General features: G+C 57.5%; 15 protein-coding genes and 1 pseudogene. 9 read left to right on the top strand and 7 right to left on the bottom strand.

The genetic code is table 11. The annotated features are described in order from the left end of the window. Nucleotides 1–59: 59 nt before the first annotated feature. Nucleotides 60–1,562, bottom strand: coding sequence for a TRAP transporter large permease (locus HRR99_RS12445; RefSeq protein ID WP_111837533.1), 1,503 nt, complete (start codon nucleotides 1,560–1,562; stop codon nucleotides 60–62). A 29-nt stretch (nucleotides 1,563–1,591) separates the two neighbouring features. After that, the gene (locus HRR99_RS12440) at nucleotides 1,592–2,131 is read right to left on the bottom strand and encodes a TRAP transporter small permease subunit (RefSeq protein WP_233121942.1); all 540 of its coding nucleotides are present in this window, start codon (nucleotides 2,129–2,131) and stop codon (nucleotides 1,592–1,594) included. Nucleotides 2,132–2,555: 424 nt separating this feature from the next. Between HRR99_RS12440 and HRR99_RS12435 the strand changes: the two genes are divergently transcribed. Beyond that, nucleotides 2,556–2,780 (top strand): aa3-type cytochrome c oxidase subunit IV, encoded by a 225-nt coding sequence (locus HRR99_RS12435; protein ID WP_111837535.1) that lies wholly within the window; start codon nucleotides 2,556–2,558, stop codon nucleotides 2,778–2,780. Nucleotides 2,781–2,961: 181 nt separating this feature from the next. After that, a pseudogene (locus HRR99_RS12430) lies at nucleotides 2,962–4,806 on the top strand (ABC transporter ATP-binding protein); the annotation flags it as partial. 383 nt (nucleotides 4,807–5,189) lie between these two features. On the opposite strand, the gene HRR99_RS12425 reads toward HRR99_RS12430, so the two are convergent. From HRR99_RS12425 to rpsU, 3 genes are all read right to left on the bottom strand, one after another. After that, nucleotides 5,190–5,615 (bottom strand): plastocyanin/azurin family copper-binding protein, encoded by a 426-nt coding sequence (locus HRR99_RS12425; RefSeq protein WP_233121941.1) that lies wholly within the window; start codon nucleotides 5,613–5,615, stop codon nucleotides 5,190–5,192. Nucleotides 5,616–5,683: 68 nt separating this feature from the next. Next, entirely contained in the window at nucleotides 5,684–6,508 is an 825-nt protein-coding gene (locus HRR99_RS12420) for a tetratricopeptide repeat protein (protein WP_233121940.1), read from the bottom strand. A 182-nt stretch (nucleotides 6,509–6,690) separates the two neighbouring features. Continuing rightward, nucleotides 6,691–6,924: a 30S ribosomal protein S21 gene (gene rpsU / locus HRR99_RS12415; protein ID WP_111837539.1), complete on the bottom strand. Its 234-nt coding sequence runs from the start codon at nucleotides 6,922–6,924 to the stop codon at nucleotides 6,691–6,693. Nucleotides 6,925–7,228: 304 nt separating this feature from the next. On the opposite strand from rpsU, the gene HRR99_RS12410 reads away from it, so the two are divergent. The 5 genes from HRR99_RS12410 to HRR99_RS12390 are packed head-to-tail and all read left to right on the top strand — an operon-like array spanning nucleotide 7,229 to nucleotide 12,699. Then, complete coding sequence (locus HRR99_RS12410) at nucleotides 7,229–8,482, top strand: sarcosine oxidase subunit beta family protein (RefSeq protein WP_233121939.1); 1,254 nt, start codon at nucleotides 7,229–7,231, stop codon at nucleotides 8,480–8,482. Beyond that, the gene (locus tag HRR99_RS12405) at nucleotides 8,482–8,886 is read left to right on the top strand and encodes a hypothetical protein (RefSeq protein ID WP_233121938.1); all 405 of its coding nucleotides are present in this window, start codon (nucleotides 8,482–8,484) and stop codon (nucleotides 8,884–8,886) included. Before HRR99_RS12410 ends, HRR99_RS12405 begins: the two co-directional genes overlap by 1 nt. Nucleotides 8,887–8,895: 9 nt before the next feature. Next, nucleotides 8,896–9,210 (top strand): sarcosine oxidase subunit delta, encoded by a 315-nt coding sequence (locus HRR99_RS12400; protein ID WP_233121937.1) that lies wholly within the window; start codon nucleotides 8,896–8,898, stop codon nucleotides 9,208–9,210. Then, nucleotides 9,207–12,164 carry a sarcosine oxidase subunit alpha gene (locus HRR99_RS12395; protein ID WP_233121936.1) on the top strand — a complete coding sequence of 986 codons (2,958 nt, stop codon included), beginning with the start codon at nucleotides 9,207–9,209 and terminating at the stop codon, nucleotides 12,162–12,164. Before HRR99_RS12400 ends, HRR99_RS12395 begins: the two co-directional genes overlap by 4 nt. Continuing rightward, complete coding sequence (locus tag HRR99_RS12390; RefSeq protein WP_233121935.1) at nucleotides 12,157–12,699, top strand: sarcosine oxidase subunit gamma; 543 nt, start codon at nucleotides 12,157–12,159, stop codon at nucleotides 12,697–12,699. The genes HRR99_RS12395 and HRR99_RS12390 overlap by 8 nt, the downstream gene beginning before the upstream one ends. Before the next feature lie 23 nt (nucleotides 12,700–12,722). Here the strand turns inward: HRR99_RS12390 and HRR99_RS12385 are convergent, their stop codons facing one another. Next, nucleotides 12,723–13,355, bottom strand: coding sequence for a LysE family translocator (locus tag HRR99_RS12385; RefSeq protein WP_233121934.1), 633 nt, complete (start codon nucleotides 13,353–13,355; stop codon nucleotides 12,723–12,725). Nucleotides 13,356–13,681: 326 nt separating this feature from the next. On the opposite strand from HRR99_RS12385, the gene HRR99_RS12380 reads away from it, so the two are divergent. After that, nucleotides 13,682–14,209, top strand: coding sequence for a hypothetical protein (locus tag HRR99_RS12380; protein ID WP_233121933.1), 528 nt, complete (start codon nucleotides 13,682–13,684; stop codon nucleotides 14,207–14,209). A 76-nt stretch (nucleotides 14,210–14,285) separates the two neighbouring features. Continuing rightward, nucleotides 14,286–15,040 (top strand): IS5 family transposase gene (locus tag HRR99_RS12375; RefSeq protein ID WP_233121932.1). Its coding sequence is split into 2 segments (ribosomal slippage): nucleotides 14,286–14,616 and nucleotides 14,616–15,040, totalling 756 coding nucleotides; the frame shifts between segments, so codons are not numbered across the junction. Here the strand turns inward: HRR99_RS12375 and HRR99_RS12370 are convergent. Further along, nucleotides 15,024–16,424, bottom strand: coding sequence for an APC family permease (locus tag HRR99_RS12370; RefSeq protein WP_233121931.1), 1,401 nt, complete (start codon nucleotides 16,422–16,424; stop codon nucleotides 15,024–15,026). The two genes, HRR99_RS12375 and HRR99_RS12370, sit on opposite strands and share 17 nt — an antisense overlap. Between the last annotated feature and the right edge of the window lie 12 nt (nucleotides 16,425–16,436).

Below are 16,436 nucleotides of genomic sequence, written 5' to 3'. Positions count from 1 at the left end.
AACCCTGCCTTCCACTTCACCAATATAATACATCAGTCCACACGCATCAAGTGTTTCCCTTAAGGACCGATCTTCGGTGGCTCGTTGAGATTTGGCATGCCGGGCAATCCGTTTCCGCCCGGTTGGGCCGGTGCGCCGTCCATTGGCGGCAGGCCGAAATTGGGCATGGTGTTGCCGCCGCCGTTGCCGAAGGCGGGGACTTCGATCTTGATGGTGTTGAGATCGACCTGCGGTGTCTTGTCCAGCCAGTAGGTAACGGATTCGGGCCAGAAGATGACAATGGCGACGAGGATGAGCTGCATGCCCAGCCATGGGATCGCGCCCATGTAGATATCGGAAGTCTTGACGCTACGCGGTGCGATGGAGCGCAAGTAGAAGAGCGCAAAGCCAAAGGGCGGGTGCATGAAGCTGGTCTGCATGTTGATGCAGATGAGAACGCCGAACCAGATGAGGTCGATGCCGAGCGACTGCGCGATAGGGGCCAGCATCGGGATGACGATGAAGGCGATTTCGAAGAAATCGAGGAAGAAGGCCAGGAAGAAGATGAAGATGTTCACGAAGATGAGGAAGCCGATGGGACCACCTGGAATGCCCGACAGCATGTGTTCGATCCACAACGAACCATCCATGCCCTGAAAGACAAGGCTGAAGCATGTCGCGCCGACCAGAATGAACACCACCATCGAGGTGATGTGCATGGTGGAATGCATGCCCTGCTTGACGAGATCCCAGGTGAGGCGACGATGGGCAGCGGCCAGCGCCATGGCGCCGACGACGCCGAGCGCGCCTGCTTCCGTGGGTGTCGCAAGGCCCATGAAGATGGTGCCGAGCACGAGGAAGATCAGAACGATGGAGGGGACCATACCCGCCAGCACCTTGAACACCAGAGCGCGGTTCAACTCTCCGCGGGCTTCCGGCGGCAGGGCGGGCAGGTCCTTGGGCCGCAGCTTCGACATAACGAAAATGAACAGAATAAAGATCGTTACCTGGAGGATCGATGGGCCGATAGCCCCGAGGTACATATCGCCGACGGACTTACCGAGCTGGTCTGCGAGAACGATCAGCACCAGGGAAGGCGGGATGACCTGCGTGATGGTGCCGGATGCGGCGATGACGCCGGTGGCGAGACGCGGATTGTAACCGTATTTCAGCATGATGGGCAGGGATATGACGCCCATGGTGATGACCGAGGCCGCCACCGTGCCGGTGATGGCGCCCAGGATCGCGCCGACGAGAATGACGGCATAGGCAAGACCGCCTGGAATAGCTCCGAACAGTTTGCCGGTGCCTTCCAGCAGGTCTTCAGCAAGGCCACATCGCTCCAAAATGGCACCCATGAAGGTGAAGAAGGGGATGGCCAGCAGAAGATCGTTGGAGATGATGCCGAAAATGCGAAGTGGCAAGGCTTGCAGGAAGGCTGGCGAAAAATGCTCCGTGAAAATGCCAATGACGCCGAAGAGAAGGCCAACGGAGGCAAGGGAGAAAGCCACGGGGAAGCCGTAGAGCATGAAAATGATCATGCCCAGGAACATCAGCGGCGGCAGAATACCGTATTCGAACATGGAAATATCCTTAGCGATCAGCGCCTGAGTTACTGGAGCGGTTTTTCGTATTTGGTGTCGAGCTCGTAGAGCCCGTTCAGCGCGCCGATGCGCTTCACCAGTTCGGATATTCCCTGAAGGACCAGCAGGGCAAAGCCCGCAAAGATGATGAACTTCACCGGCCAGCGAATGAGGCCACCGGCATTGGACGAGACTTCGTTCTGGGCCAGCGACAGGGTGAACATCGGCCAACTGAGCCACGCCAGAAAGAAGCAGGCGGGCAGCAGGAAGAGTGTGATGCCGATAATATCGACCCAGAGCCGCGTGCGGGCCGAGATCGCGCCATAGATGATGTCCACGCGCACATGCTCATTCATCCGCAGCGTGTAGGACGCGCCGACCAGAACGATGAAGGCGAACATGTACCACTGGATTTCCAGCCAGCCATTGGAGCTGTAGTTGAAGACATAGCGAACGATGGCGTTGCCAGCGCTGACGAGGCAGCAGATCAGGACAAGATAGCCTGCAAACTTGCCCATCGCCTCACTGAACCAGTCAATAAGGGCGCTTAGTTTTAGAAGAGCCGTCATTTTTTCCCCTCCTCGATCCCTTTGCGGGTTAATGCGCAGAATCCGTCCGTGCCGTTCCCTGATAGCGATGCTTTCGCTTGCCTTGCGAATGCTTCGGACGTCCTCCCCACTATTTCGTGTAGGAGTTGGTTTTACGAAATGCAACTGGGATAGCGCTTTGCACCGTGTAAAGAGGCGCTTTGGCAAGAATTGCTGGCGCGTCTGTTGCTTGGCTGCACTGTTTTCGACCCGTAGACCACAAGTCTAGCGGCGGTGAAAATGCATCCAATGCGGTGCAAGAGCGCCGGCACGGTCCGTTGCGTTTTTCATCGGTTCCATGTAGGTCTTGGCATTGGAGCATTCTGCACTTTTTTGCCCTGTGAGGAAAACGCCGTGGGCGTTTGGAGTAACGGGCGGAAATCTGGGTAATTGAAGGGGAAATGGCATGAGCGAACACCACACGGGTCCAGTCGAAGTCGGCGCGCCGATGAATTATCCCGAACACGAAAAGACCTATGACGGTTTTCTGACCGCTGCGAAGTACGGCACGATGATGGTGATCGTGCTGATGATCGCCATGGCGGTTGGCTTCTTCACCACCGGCGGTTTTTTCGGTGGCCTTCTGGTATTCCTGATCCTGAATATCGCGGGATTCGTTCTGCTGCGTTGATCGTCTCTGGCACGGCGGAGCATTCCTGCGCCGTGCTTACCCATCGATCCTGGATCGCTGCTACGGCGGGAAACTTTTCTACAATCTGCGTTAAAGGGTTTGCGATCACCGCAATCCATGGTTCAATGTTGGCTATTACTGATACTGCCACCATTCTTTTCCAGTGTTACTGCAGAGCGCCATGGCTTTTTCAGACTTCGCTTACCGGCCCTTTGAGCGGCTGATACGACCGCTCGACATTCCCTACAGACCCATCCCATCGCAGGGGCCTTTTCACCTGCTTTTGCACTTCGTGCGGATGTTTCGGGGCGTGCTCCTCGCGATTTCAGTTTTCGCGATGCTGATGGAAGCCACCAATCTTTTTCTGATCTGGAGCTTTTCGGCCATTGTCGACGGTGTCACCGCCAAGGGTGCGGCGGCATTTCTGCAAAGCGAGTGGCCGTTGCTGACCATCATGGTCGTCCTGCTGTTTCCAGTGCAGCCGCTGCTTTCCTTCATGGCCAACACGCTGACGTCGCAAACGGTCGCTGTGTGCATGCCCGCCGCCATTCAGTGGCAGGGGCACAAGGCGGTCGAGCGTCAGGATATCGGCTTCTTCCATGATCTTTTTGCGGGCCAGGTCGCTTCGCGTCTATCGCAGGCGGCATCCGCGGTGCAGCAGCAGGTGACTGTCGCATTCTACTCGATACCGTATTTTCTCGTGCAATTCGTAGGTTCGCTTGTGCTGCTGAGCACTGTGGCATGGCCTTTGGCGCTGCCGGTGCTTGTCTGGATCGTCGTCAGCATTGCGATTGCCGTTATGGCCGTGCCGAAATTTTCGGAGCTTGCACGCCGCTCTGCCAAGAAGCGCAGTCTGCTGGTGGGGTCTATGACCGATCTCTACAGCAACATTCAGATGGTGAAACAGTTCGCGGCGGAAGACAGCGAAGCCGGGGCTCTGCGCAAGGTCTTCACCGAGGTCATCGATACCCAGCACCGCGAGCGACGGGTCTATCTGACGACCAGCACCGCCATTCTTCTTCTCAACGTCGTCCTGTGGATTGCAATGCTGAGTATCGGCTTTTGGGGCATGGTCGATGGCTTCGTGACGACAGGCCAGTTTGCGGGCTCGATCTACCTGACCCAGCGGCTTTCCGCCAATGCCCGGGCGTTTTTGGAAATGGGTCAGCAAATCTTTCAGGCTATCGGCACGATCAAGGATGCGATGCCGGTTATGACCACACTGCCAACGATCGTCGATGCGCCGGACGCAAAGCCGCTTATCGTAGCGCGCGGCGAGATCAATTTCGAGCAGGTCCATTTTGCCTATCGTGCCGAAAAGACGGTGATCGATCATCTGACCTTGAAGGTGGCAGCGGGCGAAAAGGTTGGGCTGGTCGGTCTTTCCGGTGCGGGTAAGACGACGCTGGTCAATCTGCTCTTGCGATTTTACGAGCCGGGGCAGGGCAATATCAGCATTGACGGACAAAGCATCCAGTCGGTGACGCAGGCCAGCCTGCGCGAAAACATTGGTGTCATCTCACAGGACGTTTCGCTGCTGCACCGATCCGTTGGAGACAATATTCGCTATGGCAGGCCGGATGCCTCCCATGAGGAGATTGCTACGGCGGCGAGGGCAGCACAGGCCGACGGCTTTATTGCGGACCTTGCCGATAGCGAGGGACGGCGCGGTTACGATGCCTTCGTCGGTGACAGGGGCGTCAAGCTTTCCGGCGGTCAGCGCCAGCGCGTGGCAATTGCACGCGTGCTGTTGAAAGACGCGCCGATCCTCATTCTCGATGAGGCGACATCCGCGCTCGACAGCGAATCCGAGGCGGCAATCCAGGAAAAGCTGGACATGTTGATGACGGGCAAAACAGTTATCGCCATTGCCCACCGGCTGTCCACCATCGCCCGGATGGACCGGATCGTGGTGCTGGATAAGGGTCGCATCGTTGAAGAGGGGTCGCCAACCGCGCTGTTGGCACAAGGCGGGCTTTATGCGCGCCTGTGGCAGCGACAAACGGGCGGCTATATCGGCGAGGAGGATAGCGCAGTGGAACCGGTTTTAAGGCCTGACAGCTCTCTGCGAGTTGATGAGCTTCCTGATCCCACCGATCGCGATGCCATAGTGGCGTTCGCGCTCTCATTTAATGGATATCAGCATTTCGGATCTTTCAACGCGGCGTCCGATGCTGCGCAGGCTAGCAAACGTCAGACTCTTGTTGATCTTCGAAACGAGCTGTTCATGGCGTTTCGCGGTTCAAATCACCGCATGGACGATGATTTCCTGGAAACGTATCGGGAGTTATTGCCATTGCTAAAAGCTGCGATAGCCCGTGATAATGGGGGTGCGGCGGACTGAGGCTAGCTTTTTGCTTTGGAGTGGCTTCAGGCTGCGCTGGCCTGAAGCGCCGTTGTTTGTGATGATTACTTCGTCACCGTCAAGGCGGCGTGCATACCGGCCTGATAATGACCCTTGATGTTGCAGAGAAGCACATAGGAGCCGGGGGTAAGCTTTGCTTTGAGCTGGCCGTCTGCACCGGGTTTCAGTTCGGAGACCTCGCCCATGCTCTTCAGCTTTTTCTCGTCGATGCGGTTTTTTCCAGCGACGACGTCCAGTTTTTCATTAGGAGACTTGAGTTTCACCAGAACCATCTCGTGCTCTTCCGACATCGCGTCATTATGGACGTGGAAGGTTGTCTCGCCGGCCTTGATGGTGGATTGGTCGAGGGTGAGCGTCATGGGGCCACCGGCTTCGCCGCCTTCAACGACCTTGACGACTGTTGCGGCATAGCTCTGCGACGCCATCATCAGGATAGCGGCGGCGGCGAGTGTGGTGCGTATGTGTTTCATGTCATGACCTTTCCACGTTAGGTGTGTAGAGGTAAGGGGCCTTTCTGACATGAACCTGAACGGGCCTGTTACGACGCGCTGCCACCGCGGGTACGGGCCAGACCGTCCACGGCTGGCTTGTATTTGGGGTCGAGACGGGCGGCGTGGCCGTAGGATTTGGCGGCTTTGTCTCTTTCGCCACGCCGCTCATAGACCAGCGCCTGGTTTGCCCAGGACTCGGCAAGGTCGCCGTCGAGAGCAATGGCGTGGTTGAAGTCAGCGAAGGCGTTTTCATCGTCGTTCATCGCGACGTAGGAAATGCCACGGCCATTGTATGGCTCAGGCGAGTTCGGCGAGAGCGAGATCGCTTTCGAGAAGTCCTCGATGGCTTGGGTGTGCTGATTGCGCAGCTGGTAGATCAGGCCGCGATTGTGCCATGCGCGACCATCCGTCGTGTCCAGATTGATGGCGGCGGAGAAGTCGTTGAAGGCTTCGTTGACGCGACCGGTCTGGCGGTAAAGATTGCCGCGACCGATGAGAGCGACATCATAGCTGGGATTGATCTGCAGCGCCGAATTATAGTCCTGAAGTGCCAGTTGCTGCTGGCCGCTGTTGCGGTACACCAGCGCACGGTTAGCATAGGCCTGATAGAAGCGCGGATTGAGCTGCAAGGCGCGCTCGAAATCGGCGATGGCACGCTTGCTGTCGCCTGAGCGACCATAGGCTGAGCCACGAACATTGTAGCCTTCCGGGTCCTGCGGATTTGCGTTGATGACCGAGGTCAGCGAACTGATGTTTTCCTGCGACCCCTGTGCACGGTCGAGCTGGAATACGTCGCTTGTCTGGGTGGTGGTGGCGCAACCGGACAGGGTCACAAGCACGCCGCATACAATTAGGGAGGACCAAAGCCGCATATTTTTTCTCTGAGATACGCCGCTTGGGATTACAAACGGATTTATAGAATCACGGGTATCAACAGCGTTCATGCGATTTGGGTTCCCTCTACCAAGCCCGTTCCAAGATCATAAACTCAAAGAGCGGTGGCGAAAATATCGCCCCCGCCCCCTAAGCATTCAAAAACGTCTAAAAAACGGCCTTAAGCCCGGCCGGCTGGGCGTGGGCCTGCAATCAGACCTTCGCGCTGCATACGCTTGCGGGCAAGCTTGCGAACGCGGCGAACAGCTTCAGCCTTTTCGCGGGCGCGCTTCTGGGACGGCTTTTCGTAAAAATCACGCATCTTCATTTCGCGGAAAATGCCTTCGCGCTGCATCTTTTTCTTAAGAGCTCGAAGTGCCTGATCAACGTTGTTGTCGCGGACTAGTACCTGCACGTGAATCCCGTTCCTTTGGTTGGTTATTTTTGCCGTGTGAATTATGGCATTCGCAAGCAAACAAAAAATCGTTCGGTTGGCCGAGCGGCCACGCGATTGGTGTGCTGCAATACCAGATCGCGTCCCCAAAGTCCAGCCGTTAACCCTTCAAAGCCTTAAAAAGCAAAGATAGAAGCGTTCTGAGGGCCTATGTCGAAACAATATGTCGCCGCGTCGCAAAATGAACATTGCGGTGCTTTTTGATTTGCGATGTGTATGTTTCTGCCGGAGCAGTCCAGCCGGTTTTCCAGGGAGTGGTTCGCGAATGCGCAAATTTTCGGTTTTTGCCGTGGCTCGCGAGGCCTTGCGGGCGCACAGGGGATGGGAGGCGCAGTGGGCCTCTCCTGAACCGCGCAAGGAATACGACGTCATCATCATCGGCGGTGGCGGGCATGGGCTGGGTGCGGCCTATTATCTGGCCAAGGAGCACGGCATTACCAACATCGCGGTGCTGGAAAAAGGCTGGATCGGCGGCGGTAATACCGGGCGCAACACCACCATCATCCGCTCCAACTATCTCTATGAAGAGAGCATGGATATTTACGAGCATTCCCTGAAACTGTGGGAAGGCTTGAGCCAGGATCTCAATTACAACGTCATGTATTCGGCACGCGGCGTGATGATGCTGTCGCACAATGTGCACGACCAGCAGTCGTTCAAGCGCCATATCAATGCCAACCGCCTCTATGGCATCGACAATGAATGGCTGACGCCGGAACAGGCGAAGGCCTACTGTCCGCCGCTCGATATATCCGCCAATGCGCGCTACGCCATCAATGGTGCTGCCCTTCAGCGGCGTGGTGGCACGGCGCGGCACGATGCGGTAGCCTGGGGTTATGCGCGTGGGGCCTCGGATCGCGGTGTTCACATCATCCAGAACTGTGAGGTCACGGCCATTCGTCGCGGACCGGATGGTGCGGTGACGGGGGTGGAGACCAATCGCGGCTTTATCGGTGCCAAGAAGATCGGTGTTTCGGCGGCGGGGCATTCCTCCGTCATCATGAACATGGCCGATGTGCGGGTGCCGCTGGCCTCCAACCCGTTGCAGGCGCTGGTATCTGAGCCTTTGAAACCGATTTTCCCCTGCGTCGTCATGTCCAACACGGTGCATGCCTATATTTCGCAATCCGACAAGGGCGAGCTGGTGATCGGCGCTGGCACGGACCAGTATAACTCCTATTCCCAGACCGGCGGTTTGCAGATCATTACCCACACGCTGGATGCGATCTGTGAACTGTTCCCGATTTTCCGCCGCGTGAAGATGATGCGCCAATGGGGCGGCATTACCGACAACACGCCCGACAGGTCCGCCATCCAGAGCGTGACGCCGGTACCGAACCTGTTCGTCAATTGCGGCTGGGGCACAGGCGGGTTCAAGGCGACGCCGGGGTCGGCGCATCTGTTTGCGCATCTGATCGCGCGTGGCGAGCCGCATAAGCTGGCGGAAGGGCTTAACCTGGAGCGGTTCCGTTCGGGGCGGCTTATCGATGAGGCAGCGGCTGCGGCGGTGGCGCATTGATGGTGCCGGAGGCGCTTTTTGCGGCAGTGTTCGCTGTGACGCCGGTGGAGACGGCGAAGATGGTGCCTGAGGCTGAGGATTTTCGCGTGCAGACCATTCGTAAGGCGCAAGGCGAGCGGGACTGGCCCTTCGTAGCCCATAAGGGGATGCTGCTTTGTGCACCCGCAATGGGCGAAAAGCTCGTCTATTTCGTTGCCGAAAATGACGAGGGCGAGCAGGAAGAGCCCGTGTTGCTGGATGTAAACCCGATGATGATGGCAGTTGTCAATTTGGGAAAGATCAAGGTTTTTCAGGCCTTTACCGATATAAACGAACTGATGGGCAGGCTTTATCCCTATGTGACCATGGGAAAGCGTCTGTGTGATCAACCCGCCGGAACGATCGTTCCGGAAAGCTCTCTTTGAGGCGAAAACATGCTGCTGATCCGTTGTCCCTATTGTGAAGAAGAGCGTTCCGAGCTGGAATTTCGCTGGGCGGGCGAGGCGCATATTGCGCGGCCCGAAAATATCTCGGCCATTTCCGATGAGGAATTCGCCGAATATTTCTTCATGCGCGACAATGACAAGGGCATGGTGTTCGAGCGCTGGCGGCATATTCATGGCTGTGGGCGGTTCTTCAACGCCGCGCGCCATTCGGTAACCGACAAGATACACCTGACTTACAAGGCAGGCGAGCCGAAGCCGGATGAGGCCACCGTTATGGCCGGACATGAAGGAGCGGCACGATGAGCGGCGCCTATCGCATCAAAGGCGCTGGCCGCCTGACGCCTGCGCGCACCGCGCGGTTTACCTTCGATGGCAAGATCCACACGGCCTTGCAGGGTGATACGGTTGCGTCCGCGCTGCTGGCCGATGGCGTGCATCTGATTGGCCGCTCGTTCAAGTATCACCGACCGCGCGGCTTTCTGTCTGCCGGGCCGGAAGAGCCGAATGCGCTGATCGACGTTTCCAGAGACAGCAGCCGCAAGCAGCCGAATGTGCGGGCCACGGTGCAGGAAGTGTTCGACGGGGCTGTTGTCTCTTCGCAGAACCGTTTTCCGTCGCTGTCCTTCGATGTCGGCGCGGTGAATGATTTTCTCTCGCCGATGTTCGTGGCGGGGTTCTACTACAAGACCTTCATGTGGCCGAAAGCTGCCTGGGACAAGCTGTATGAGCCGATTATTCGTCGGGCGGCGGGCTTGGGCAACGCGCCAAAGGAAGGCGATACCGATCATTATGCCAGCCGTTATGCCCATTGCGACGTTCTGGTGGCAGGCGGTGGCGTGGCCGGTTTGACGGCGGCGCTGGCTGCGGCCAGGACGGGCGCGAAGGTTATTCTGGGGGATGAGAACCCGGAGGTTGGCGGCGCGCTGCGTTTCGACACCGGCGCGATCATCGATGGTCTGAACGGCTACGACTGGGCGCAGAAGACCTTCGCCGAGCTGATGGTCATGCCGAATGTTGAGGTTCTGACGCGCACCACCGTATTCGGCTACTACAACCACAATTTCATCGGCCTTGCCGAGCGTGTGACCGACCATCTGGCGACACCGGGGCATGCCCCGCGTGAGCGGCTATGGCAGGTGCGGGCCAAAAAGGTGGTGCTGGCGACCGGTGCTATCGAGCGGCACATGGTGTTTCCCAATAATGACCGCCCCGGCATCATGCTGGCCTCGGCTGCGCGGACCTATCTCAACCATTACGGCGTGACGGTGGGCCACAATGTGGGTGTCTATACAGCGCATGATTCGGCTTACGAAACCGCGTTCGATCTGAAGCGGGCGGGGGTGGCGATTGCCGCCATCGTGGATTGCCGCGCCAACCCGGATGTAAAGCTTCTGGATGAGGCGCGGGCGCTGGGCATCGAGGTGTTGGCGGGCCATAGTGTTTACAACACGTCGGGGCGTCTGCGTGTTTCCTCCATGACGGTGGGTCGCAATGGCGGTTCGTTCAAGCGCAAGATCAAGGTGGATGCGCTGGTGGTTTCCGCTGGCTGGACGCCATCCGTCCATCTGTTTTCGCAATCACGCGGCAAGTTGACATACGACACGGAAAACCAGCGTTTTCTGCCCGATGTGCATGTGCAGGATTGCGTTTCCATCGGTGCCTGCAACGGCACGGATGATCTTATAGATTTGATTGCCGAGGCGGCTGCCGCCGGTGGTGGTACGGCAGAGTTTTCCGGTGCCAACGCGCATGTGTGGACCGGCGGCATGATTGGCGCTGCGGAAGGGGCGGGCAAAGGCGACAACGTCAAGGCTTTCATCGATTTCCAGCACGATGTCTGCGCCAAAGATATTCGCCTTGCGGTGCGCGAAGGCATGCATTCCATCGAGCATATCAAGCGTTTCACGACCAATGGTATGGCGTCGGATCAGGGCAAGATGTCCAACATGCATGGTCTGGCCATTGCGTCCGAAGCCTTGGGCCGCCCGCTGCCGACCGTAGGACTGACGACATTCCGTGCGCCCTATACGCCGGTGACCTTTGGCACGCTGGTGGGCCATTCGCGCGGCAAGCTGTTCGATCCTGCCCGCAAGACGCCGATGCATGCGCTGGAAGAGGAAGCCGGTGCAGCCTTCGAAGATGTTGGCAACTGGAAGCGCGCTTGGTTCTATCCACGCGCCGGTGAAGACATGCACCAGGCGGTGAACCGCGAATGCAAAACGGTGCGCGAAACGGTGGGCGTGTTCGACGCGTCCACGCTGGGCAAGATCGAGGTTGTCGGGCCCGATGCAGCAAAATTTCTCAACCTGCTCTATACCAATGCCTGGGATACGCTGAAGCCGGGCCGCTGCCGCTATGGCATCATGACCCGCGAAGATGGCTTCGTTTACGATGACGGTGTTGTTGGGCGTCTGGCCGAAGACCGGTTCCATGTGACAACGACGACCGGCGGTGCGCCGCGCGTGCTGCATCATATGGAAGACTATCTCCAGACGGAATTCCCTGACCTCAATGTCTGGCTGACATCCGCCACCGAACAATGGGCGGTTATTGCCGTGCAGGGGCCTAGGGCGCGTGAGGTGATTGCGCCGCTGGTGGAGGGCATCGATCTTTCGCCCGACGCCTTCCCGCATATGGCCATTGCCGAGGGCAAGATTTGCGGCGTGCCGACGCGGTTGTTCCGTGTGTCCTTTACCGGAGAGCTCGGTTTCGAAATCAACGTACCCGCCGATTTTGGTCCGGCCGTGTGGAAGGAAATTGCTGAGCGGGCGCAAGCCGTCGGCGGTTGCCTCTATGGCACCGAGACCATGCATATTCTGCGCGCCGAAAAGGGCTATATCATCGTTGGTCAGGATACCGACGGCACAGTGACGCCTGACGATGCCGGGCTTGGTTGGGCGGTGTCCAAGAAGAAGACGGATTTCGTCGGTATTCGTGGTTTGCAACGCCCGGACCTGAAGCGTGAGGGACGCAAGCAACTCGTGGGTCTGCTGCCAAAAAATCCGCATGATGTGCCGGAAGAGGGTGGGCAGATCGTGGCCGATCCGAACCAGCCGAAACCGATGACCATGCTGGGGCATGTGACCTCATCCTACTGGTCCGAAAATCTTGGCCGCTCCATCGCCTTCGGGCTGGTGGCCGGTGGCCGGGCACGGATGGGTGAGACGCTCTATATTCCCTTGGCCGACAAGACGATTGCGGTTCAGGTGACGGACATGGTGTTCTTCGACAAGGAAGGAGGCCGCATCAATGGCTGATCTGGCAAACCGCACATTGGTTCTGGAAGGCGCCCGCGCCGGTTCCGCAACCGTCTCGATAAAGATGGCCGCACCCGCTTATCGGCTGTCGCTGCGGGCAAAGGCGGATGCTGTCAGTGAGCTTTCGCAGGCGCTGGACATCAGCCTGCCGCAGTCACCTAAGACCTCCACCACCTCTGGCCTGCGCGCAGCACTCTGGCTCGGGCCAGACGAATGGCTCGTCATCGACCAGGGCGAAAGCAATCTGCTCGACGCCTGCGCCGGCGTTTCAGCCCCCCACTCCGCCACCGATGTTTCCCACCGCAACGTGGCCATGACGGTTTCAGGTGAAAGTGCTGAAGCCACGATAAACGCCGGCTGCCCGCAGGATTTCTCGCTCAATGCCTTCCCCGTTGGCGCATGTTCGCGCACGCTGCTCAGCAAGGCGGAAGTCGTGCTTTTCCGGGTGACGGAAGATACGTTCCGGGTGGAGTGCTGGCGCTCTTTTGCGGATTATGTGTTCGGCTTGCTGGAAGAGGGCGCTCGGGATGCCTGAGAGAACGCCCTCTTAGGGTGTTTTCAGTTTTTCGTGCCGAGTGCCAGACGGCATGCAAGCCCGGCAAACACGGTTGCCAGCAAATATTGCGGTAGTTTGGGAAACCGGCTGACGGCGGACAAGCGGTTGCGGATGCTGGTGCCCAACAGAATGACCGTGCCATTCACCACAAAACCCACGCCATTCAGAATGCTGGCGAGCACCACCGTCTGAACGAGCATCGAACTTCCATTTGGGTCGATGAATTGCGGGAAAAGCGCCAGCACGAACAGCGCCATCTTGGGATTGAGAATGTTGGTCGCCAGACCCTCGCTGAAAATCCGTTTGCCCGAAAGTTTCTTGAGACCTGCCGATGGCGCAAAGGCGGAGCTTTGTGACCGAAGCGTCTTGTACGCCAGATAGAGCAGATAGGCGCAGCCCGCCCAGCGCACGATCTCATAGGCAATGGGAACATTCACAAACAGCTGGGAAAGGCCAAGTGCGGCAGCGATTGCGTGGCAATATGTGCCCGCAGCTATTCCGGCATAGGTGAGGAAACCCGCAGACCGTCCCTGGCTGACACTGCGTGAAGCAATCAGCAACATATCGGGACCGGGGGTCGCTGTTAAAACGAGAGCTGCGGCGGAAAAAAGCATGAGTGTGGAAAAGTCCGGCATAATATTTCCTTTTGAAATGGGAGCCGGAATTTCGATGTATCACCGTTGCGGCGGATTGCAACCGTGCTTGGCAACACCTGTGATTTTTTTGCGTGTGGGGGAATATAGGTGCCCAGTGGAGTGCGGTTTTAGGATTGTAGGAAGAGGAGCTCTTGATGCGTAGATGCTTGAGCTTGCCAGTCGCGCACCAAATCACTAGCCTTGTGGTTGTGGCGTATCTTGTGCAAATGAAGATTGAGGGTTGGTGATCATTTATGCGGTTAAGATTTTTATCCCTTATTCTGGTGGTCTTCTCCTTCGCAAGCCCGTCCGCAGCAAGGTGCCTTATGGAGAACGATATCAAAAAGGGCGTTGTCTTGACGCGAGATAATCCATTTTTATCGACGCTTTATCGGGAGAAGGATGGCTTGATCGAGGAGCGACGTATTATGTCGCGTGGTAAAGCGTTTGAGCCCGTTTCAGCGAAGTATGCTCATGCCCTGCTCCCCCGCGAACGCGTCTCTACAAAAGGCAGACAAGAGATTTTTTATTCAGGTGAGATTCGTCTTTCCAGACTACCGGAACTGGAGGTCTGGATGACAAATTTCGTCTTAAGAGACCACAGAAAGATAACTGCCGAAGGACGGGTTCAGCTACGCTTCTTGGAGTTTGGAAACGAAACGATTTCGGACTGCTCCTATCGCGTATGGAAGGTTCGGGTGACCACCATAATGATCAATGGAGCACCCATAATCTTCGATCAACATTATGCGCCGGACCTCAATTTGGTTTTGAGATCGCTTAAAATGACAGAAAACGGATCGCCTATTTCGGAGGTTCGTTTCGACCGTGCCGAAATCCGGTCGAAACTCTAGGATGAGGACCTGATCAAACAACTGTCTTTATTGCATGATTCTTGCTTGTTTGAGTTTCAAAGCAAGGATGTTCATGATGAGCGATCTTTTCTGGCTTTCTGATGAGGCCTGGGCTGCGATTGAGCCGTACCTGCCGAAGAATCAGCCCGGTGCTCGCCGTGTCGATGACCGACGTGTGATTTCCGGTATTCTTCATGTGCTGAAAATTGGCTGCCGGTGGCGTGACGTTCCGCCGGAATACGGGCCTGCCAAAACCATCTACAATCGCTATCACCGTTGGGCACGACGGCGCATCTGGCAACGCATCTTTGAAAAGATGGCTGCAACCGGCCCCGTCCCTGAAGAATTGTCCATCGACAGCACGCACATCAAGGCGCATCGTTCCGCTCAAAGCTCAAAAGGGGGGCGTGGGCGCAAGCGATTGGCACGTCACGCGGAGGAAGAACAAGCAAAATCCATTGTCTGGCCGATCATTGCGGCAGACCGGTCGCGTTTGCTCTGACACCAGGAAACATCGCAGACATCAGGATGGCCATTCCTTTGCTGGAAGCCGTGCGCCCGACCAGACGCCTTCTCGCCGACAAGGCCTATGATGCCGATAGCCTGCGCGGATGGCTCAAAGGTCATAAGATCAAGGCCGTCATCCCATCATCGGCGACACGGAAAAAACCATATCCACTCGACCGCAAAGCTTATAGGCGCAGAAATGTCATTGAACGCCTGTTCTGCAGGCTCAAAAACTGGCGACGCATCGCAACAAGATACGACAGGCTCGCCGCAAACTATCTCTCTGCAATTGCTCTCGTATCAGCAATCATAGCGTGGACTTGAATGAGTCCTCACCATAAGCCGCCTTCTCCTGCATCCGCATAAATCCAACAGTCGCCAGCCACAGCAACACGCCGATAAACAGCAGGACACCGGCAATCGAATATTGCACCATATCACGCCCTGTCCACGGACCGACGAGGAAGAAGCAGCTGATGGCGCCGATGATGGGTAGGATGGTGGGGGTGCGGAAGTGTTTGTGGGCGACTTCGTCCTTGCGAAGCACCAGCACCGCGACATTGACGATGGTGAAGACGCCGAGCAGCAGCAGGGCTGTGGTGCCGCCGAGTGCTGGCACGCCGCCTGCAAAGGCAATGAGGCCGATGGCGATGATCGAGGTGAAGATGATGGCGATATACGGGGTCTGGCGGCCTTTGTGGACCTTGCCGAGTGCGGGGGGCAGCACGCCCTCGCGGCTCATGCCGTAGATCAGGCGGCTGGCCATCATCATGTTGATAAGGGCGGAATTGGCGACGGCGAACATGGTGATAACGCCGAAGATACCGATTGGGAAGTTGGGTGCGCCTGCGGCAACCACCTTTAGCAGCGGGGTTTCGCCTTCGCCAAGATCAGCTGCCGGAACCAGCGTGATGGCGGAGATGGCGACGAGAACATAGATGACGCCGGTGATCGCGAGGCCGCCCAGCAGCACCTTCGGGAAGATGCGGGCTGGCTGCTTGCATTCCTCGGCCATGTTGACCGAATCCTCAAAGCCGACCATGGCGAAGAAGGCAAGCGTGGTGGCCGCGACGACGGACCAGATGACACCGTGTTCGCCTGCCGGCTCGAAGGTCCAGACGCGCGATACATCGCCCTGACCATTGCCGATGGCCCAGAAACCTATGCCGATGATGATGAGCAGGCCGGTGAGTTCAACCACGGTCAGCACCACATTCATCTTCACGCTTTCGCCCACGCCTCGGAAATTGATAAGCGCGATGGCTGCGATGAAGGCGATGGCGACACCCGTGACGCCGAAGGCTCCGAAATCCAACCCGGTGACGGTGGTGAAGTTGGCGGCAAAAGCGCGTGAGGCGGTGGAGGCAGAGGTGACTCCCGACGACATGACGGTGAAGGCGACGAGGAAGGTGATGAAATGCACGCCGAAAGCCTTGTGCGTATAAAGCGCTGCACCGGCGGCCTTGGGGTATTTTGTGACGAGTTCCAGATAGGAGCAGGCGGTAAGAAGAGCGACGCCGAACGCGATGAGGAAGGGTAGCCAGACGACGCCACCGACTTCTGCGGCCACCTGGCCGGTCAGCGCGTAGATGCCGGTGCCGAGAATATCACCCACGATGAACAGGAGCAGCAATCCCGGCCCGATCACGCGTTTGAGTTCGGTTGTCGGCTCAGCTGAGTTGTCGGGTTTTGTTACTGATTCTGCCATTGAAATTCCCCC

It is taken from the genome of Agrobacterium vaccinii (assembly GCF_021310995.1).
GTDB lineage: Bacteria > Pseudomonadota > Alphaproteobacteria > Rhizobiales > Rhizobiaceae > Agrobacterium > Agrobacterium vaccinii.
This window is presented reverse-complemented; position numbering and strand designations above follow the sequence as displayed.

What these genes read in the sequence shown, in the direction of transcription:
- HRR99_RS12445 (WP_111837533.1), bottom strand. Translation starts at nt 1,562, where the DNA reads ATGTTCGAATACGGTATTCTGCCGCCGCTGATGTTCCTGGGCATGATC.
- HRR99_RS12440 (WP_233121942.1), bottom strand. Translation starts at nt 2,131, where the DNA reads ATGACGGCTCTTCTAAAACTAAGCGCCCTTATTGACTGGTTCAGTGAG.
- HRR99_RS12435 (WP_111837535.1), top strand. Translation starts at nt 2,556, where the DNA reads ATGAGCGAACACCACACGGGTCCAGTCGAAGTCGGCGCGCCGATGAAT.
- HRR99_RS12425 (WP_233121941.1), bottom strand. Translation starts at nt 5,615, where the DNA reads ATGAAACACATACGCACCACACTCGCCGCCGCCGCTATCCTGATGATG.
- HRR99_RS12420 (WP_233121940.1), bottom strand. Translation starts at nt 6,508, where the DNA reads ATGCGGCTTTGGTCCTCCCTAATTGTATGCGGCGTGCTTGTGACCCTG.
- HRR99_RS12410 (WP_233121939.1), top strand. Translation starts at nt 7,229, where the DNA reads ATGCGCAAATTTTCGGTTTTTGCCGTGGCTCGCGAGGCCTTGCGGGCG.
- HRR99_RS12405 (WP_233121938.1), top strand. Translation starts at nt 8,482, where the DNA reads ATGGTGCCGGAGGCGCTTTTTGCGGCAGTGTTCGCTGTGACGCCGGTG.
- HRR99_RS12400 (WP_233121937.1), top strand. Translation starts at nt 8,896, where the DNA reads ATGCTGCTGATCCGTTGTCCCTATTGTGAAGAAGAGCGTTCCGAGCTG.
- HRR99_RS12395 (WP_233121936.1), top strand. Translation starts at nt 9,207, where the DNA reads ATGAGCGGCGCCTATCGCATCAAAGGCGCTGGCCGCCTGACGCCTGCG.
- HRR99_RS12390 (WP_233121935.1), top strand. Translation starts at nt 12,157, where the DNA reads ATGGCTGATCTGGCAAACCGCACATTGGTTCTGGAAGGCGCCCGCGCC.
- HRR99_RS12385 (WP_233121934.1), bottom strand. Translation starts at nt 13,355, where the DNA reads ATGCCGGACTTTTCCACACTCATGCTTTTTTCCGCCGCAGCTCTCGTT.
- HRR99_RS12380 (WP_233121933.1), top strand. Translation starts at nt 13,682, where the DNA reads ATGGAGAACGATATCAAAAAGGGCGTTGTCTTGACGCGAGATAATCCA.
- HRR99_RS12370 (WP_233121931.1), bottom strand. Translation starts at nt 16,424, where the DNA reads ATGGCAGAATCAGTAACAAAACCCGACAACTCAGCTGAGCCGACAACC.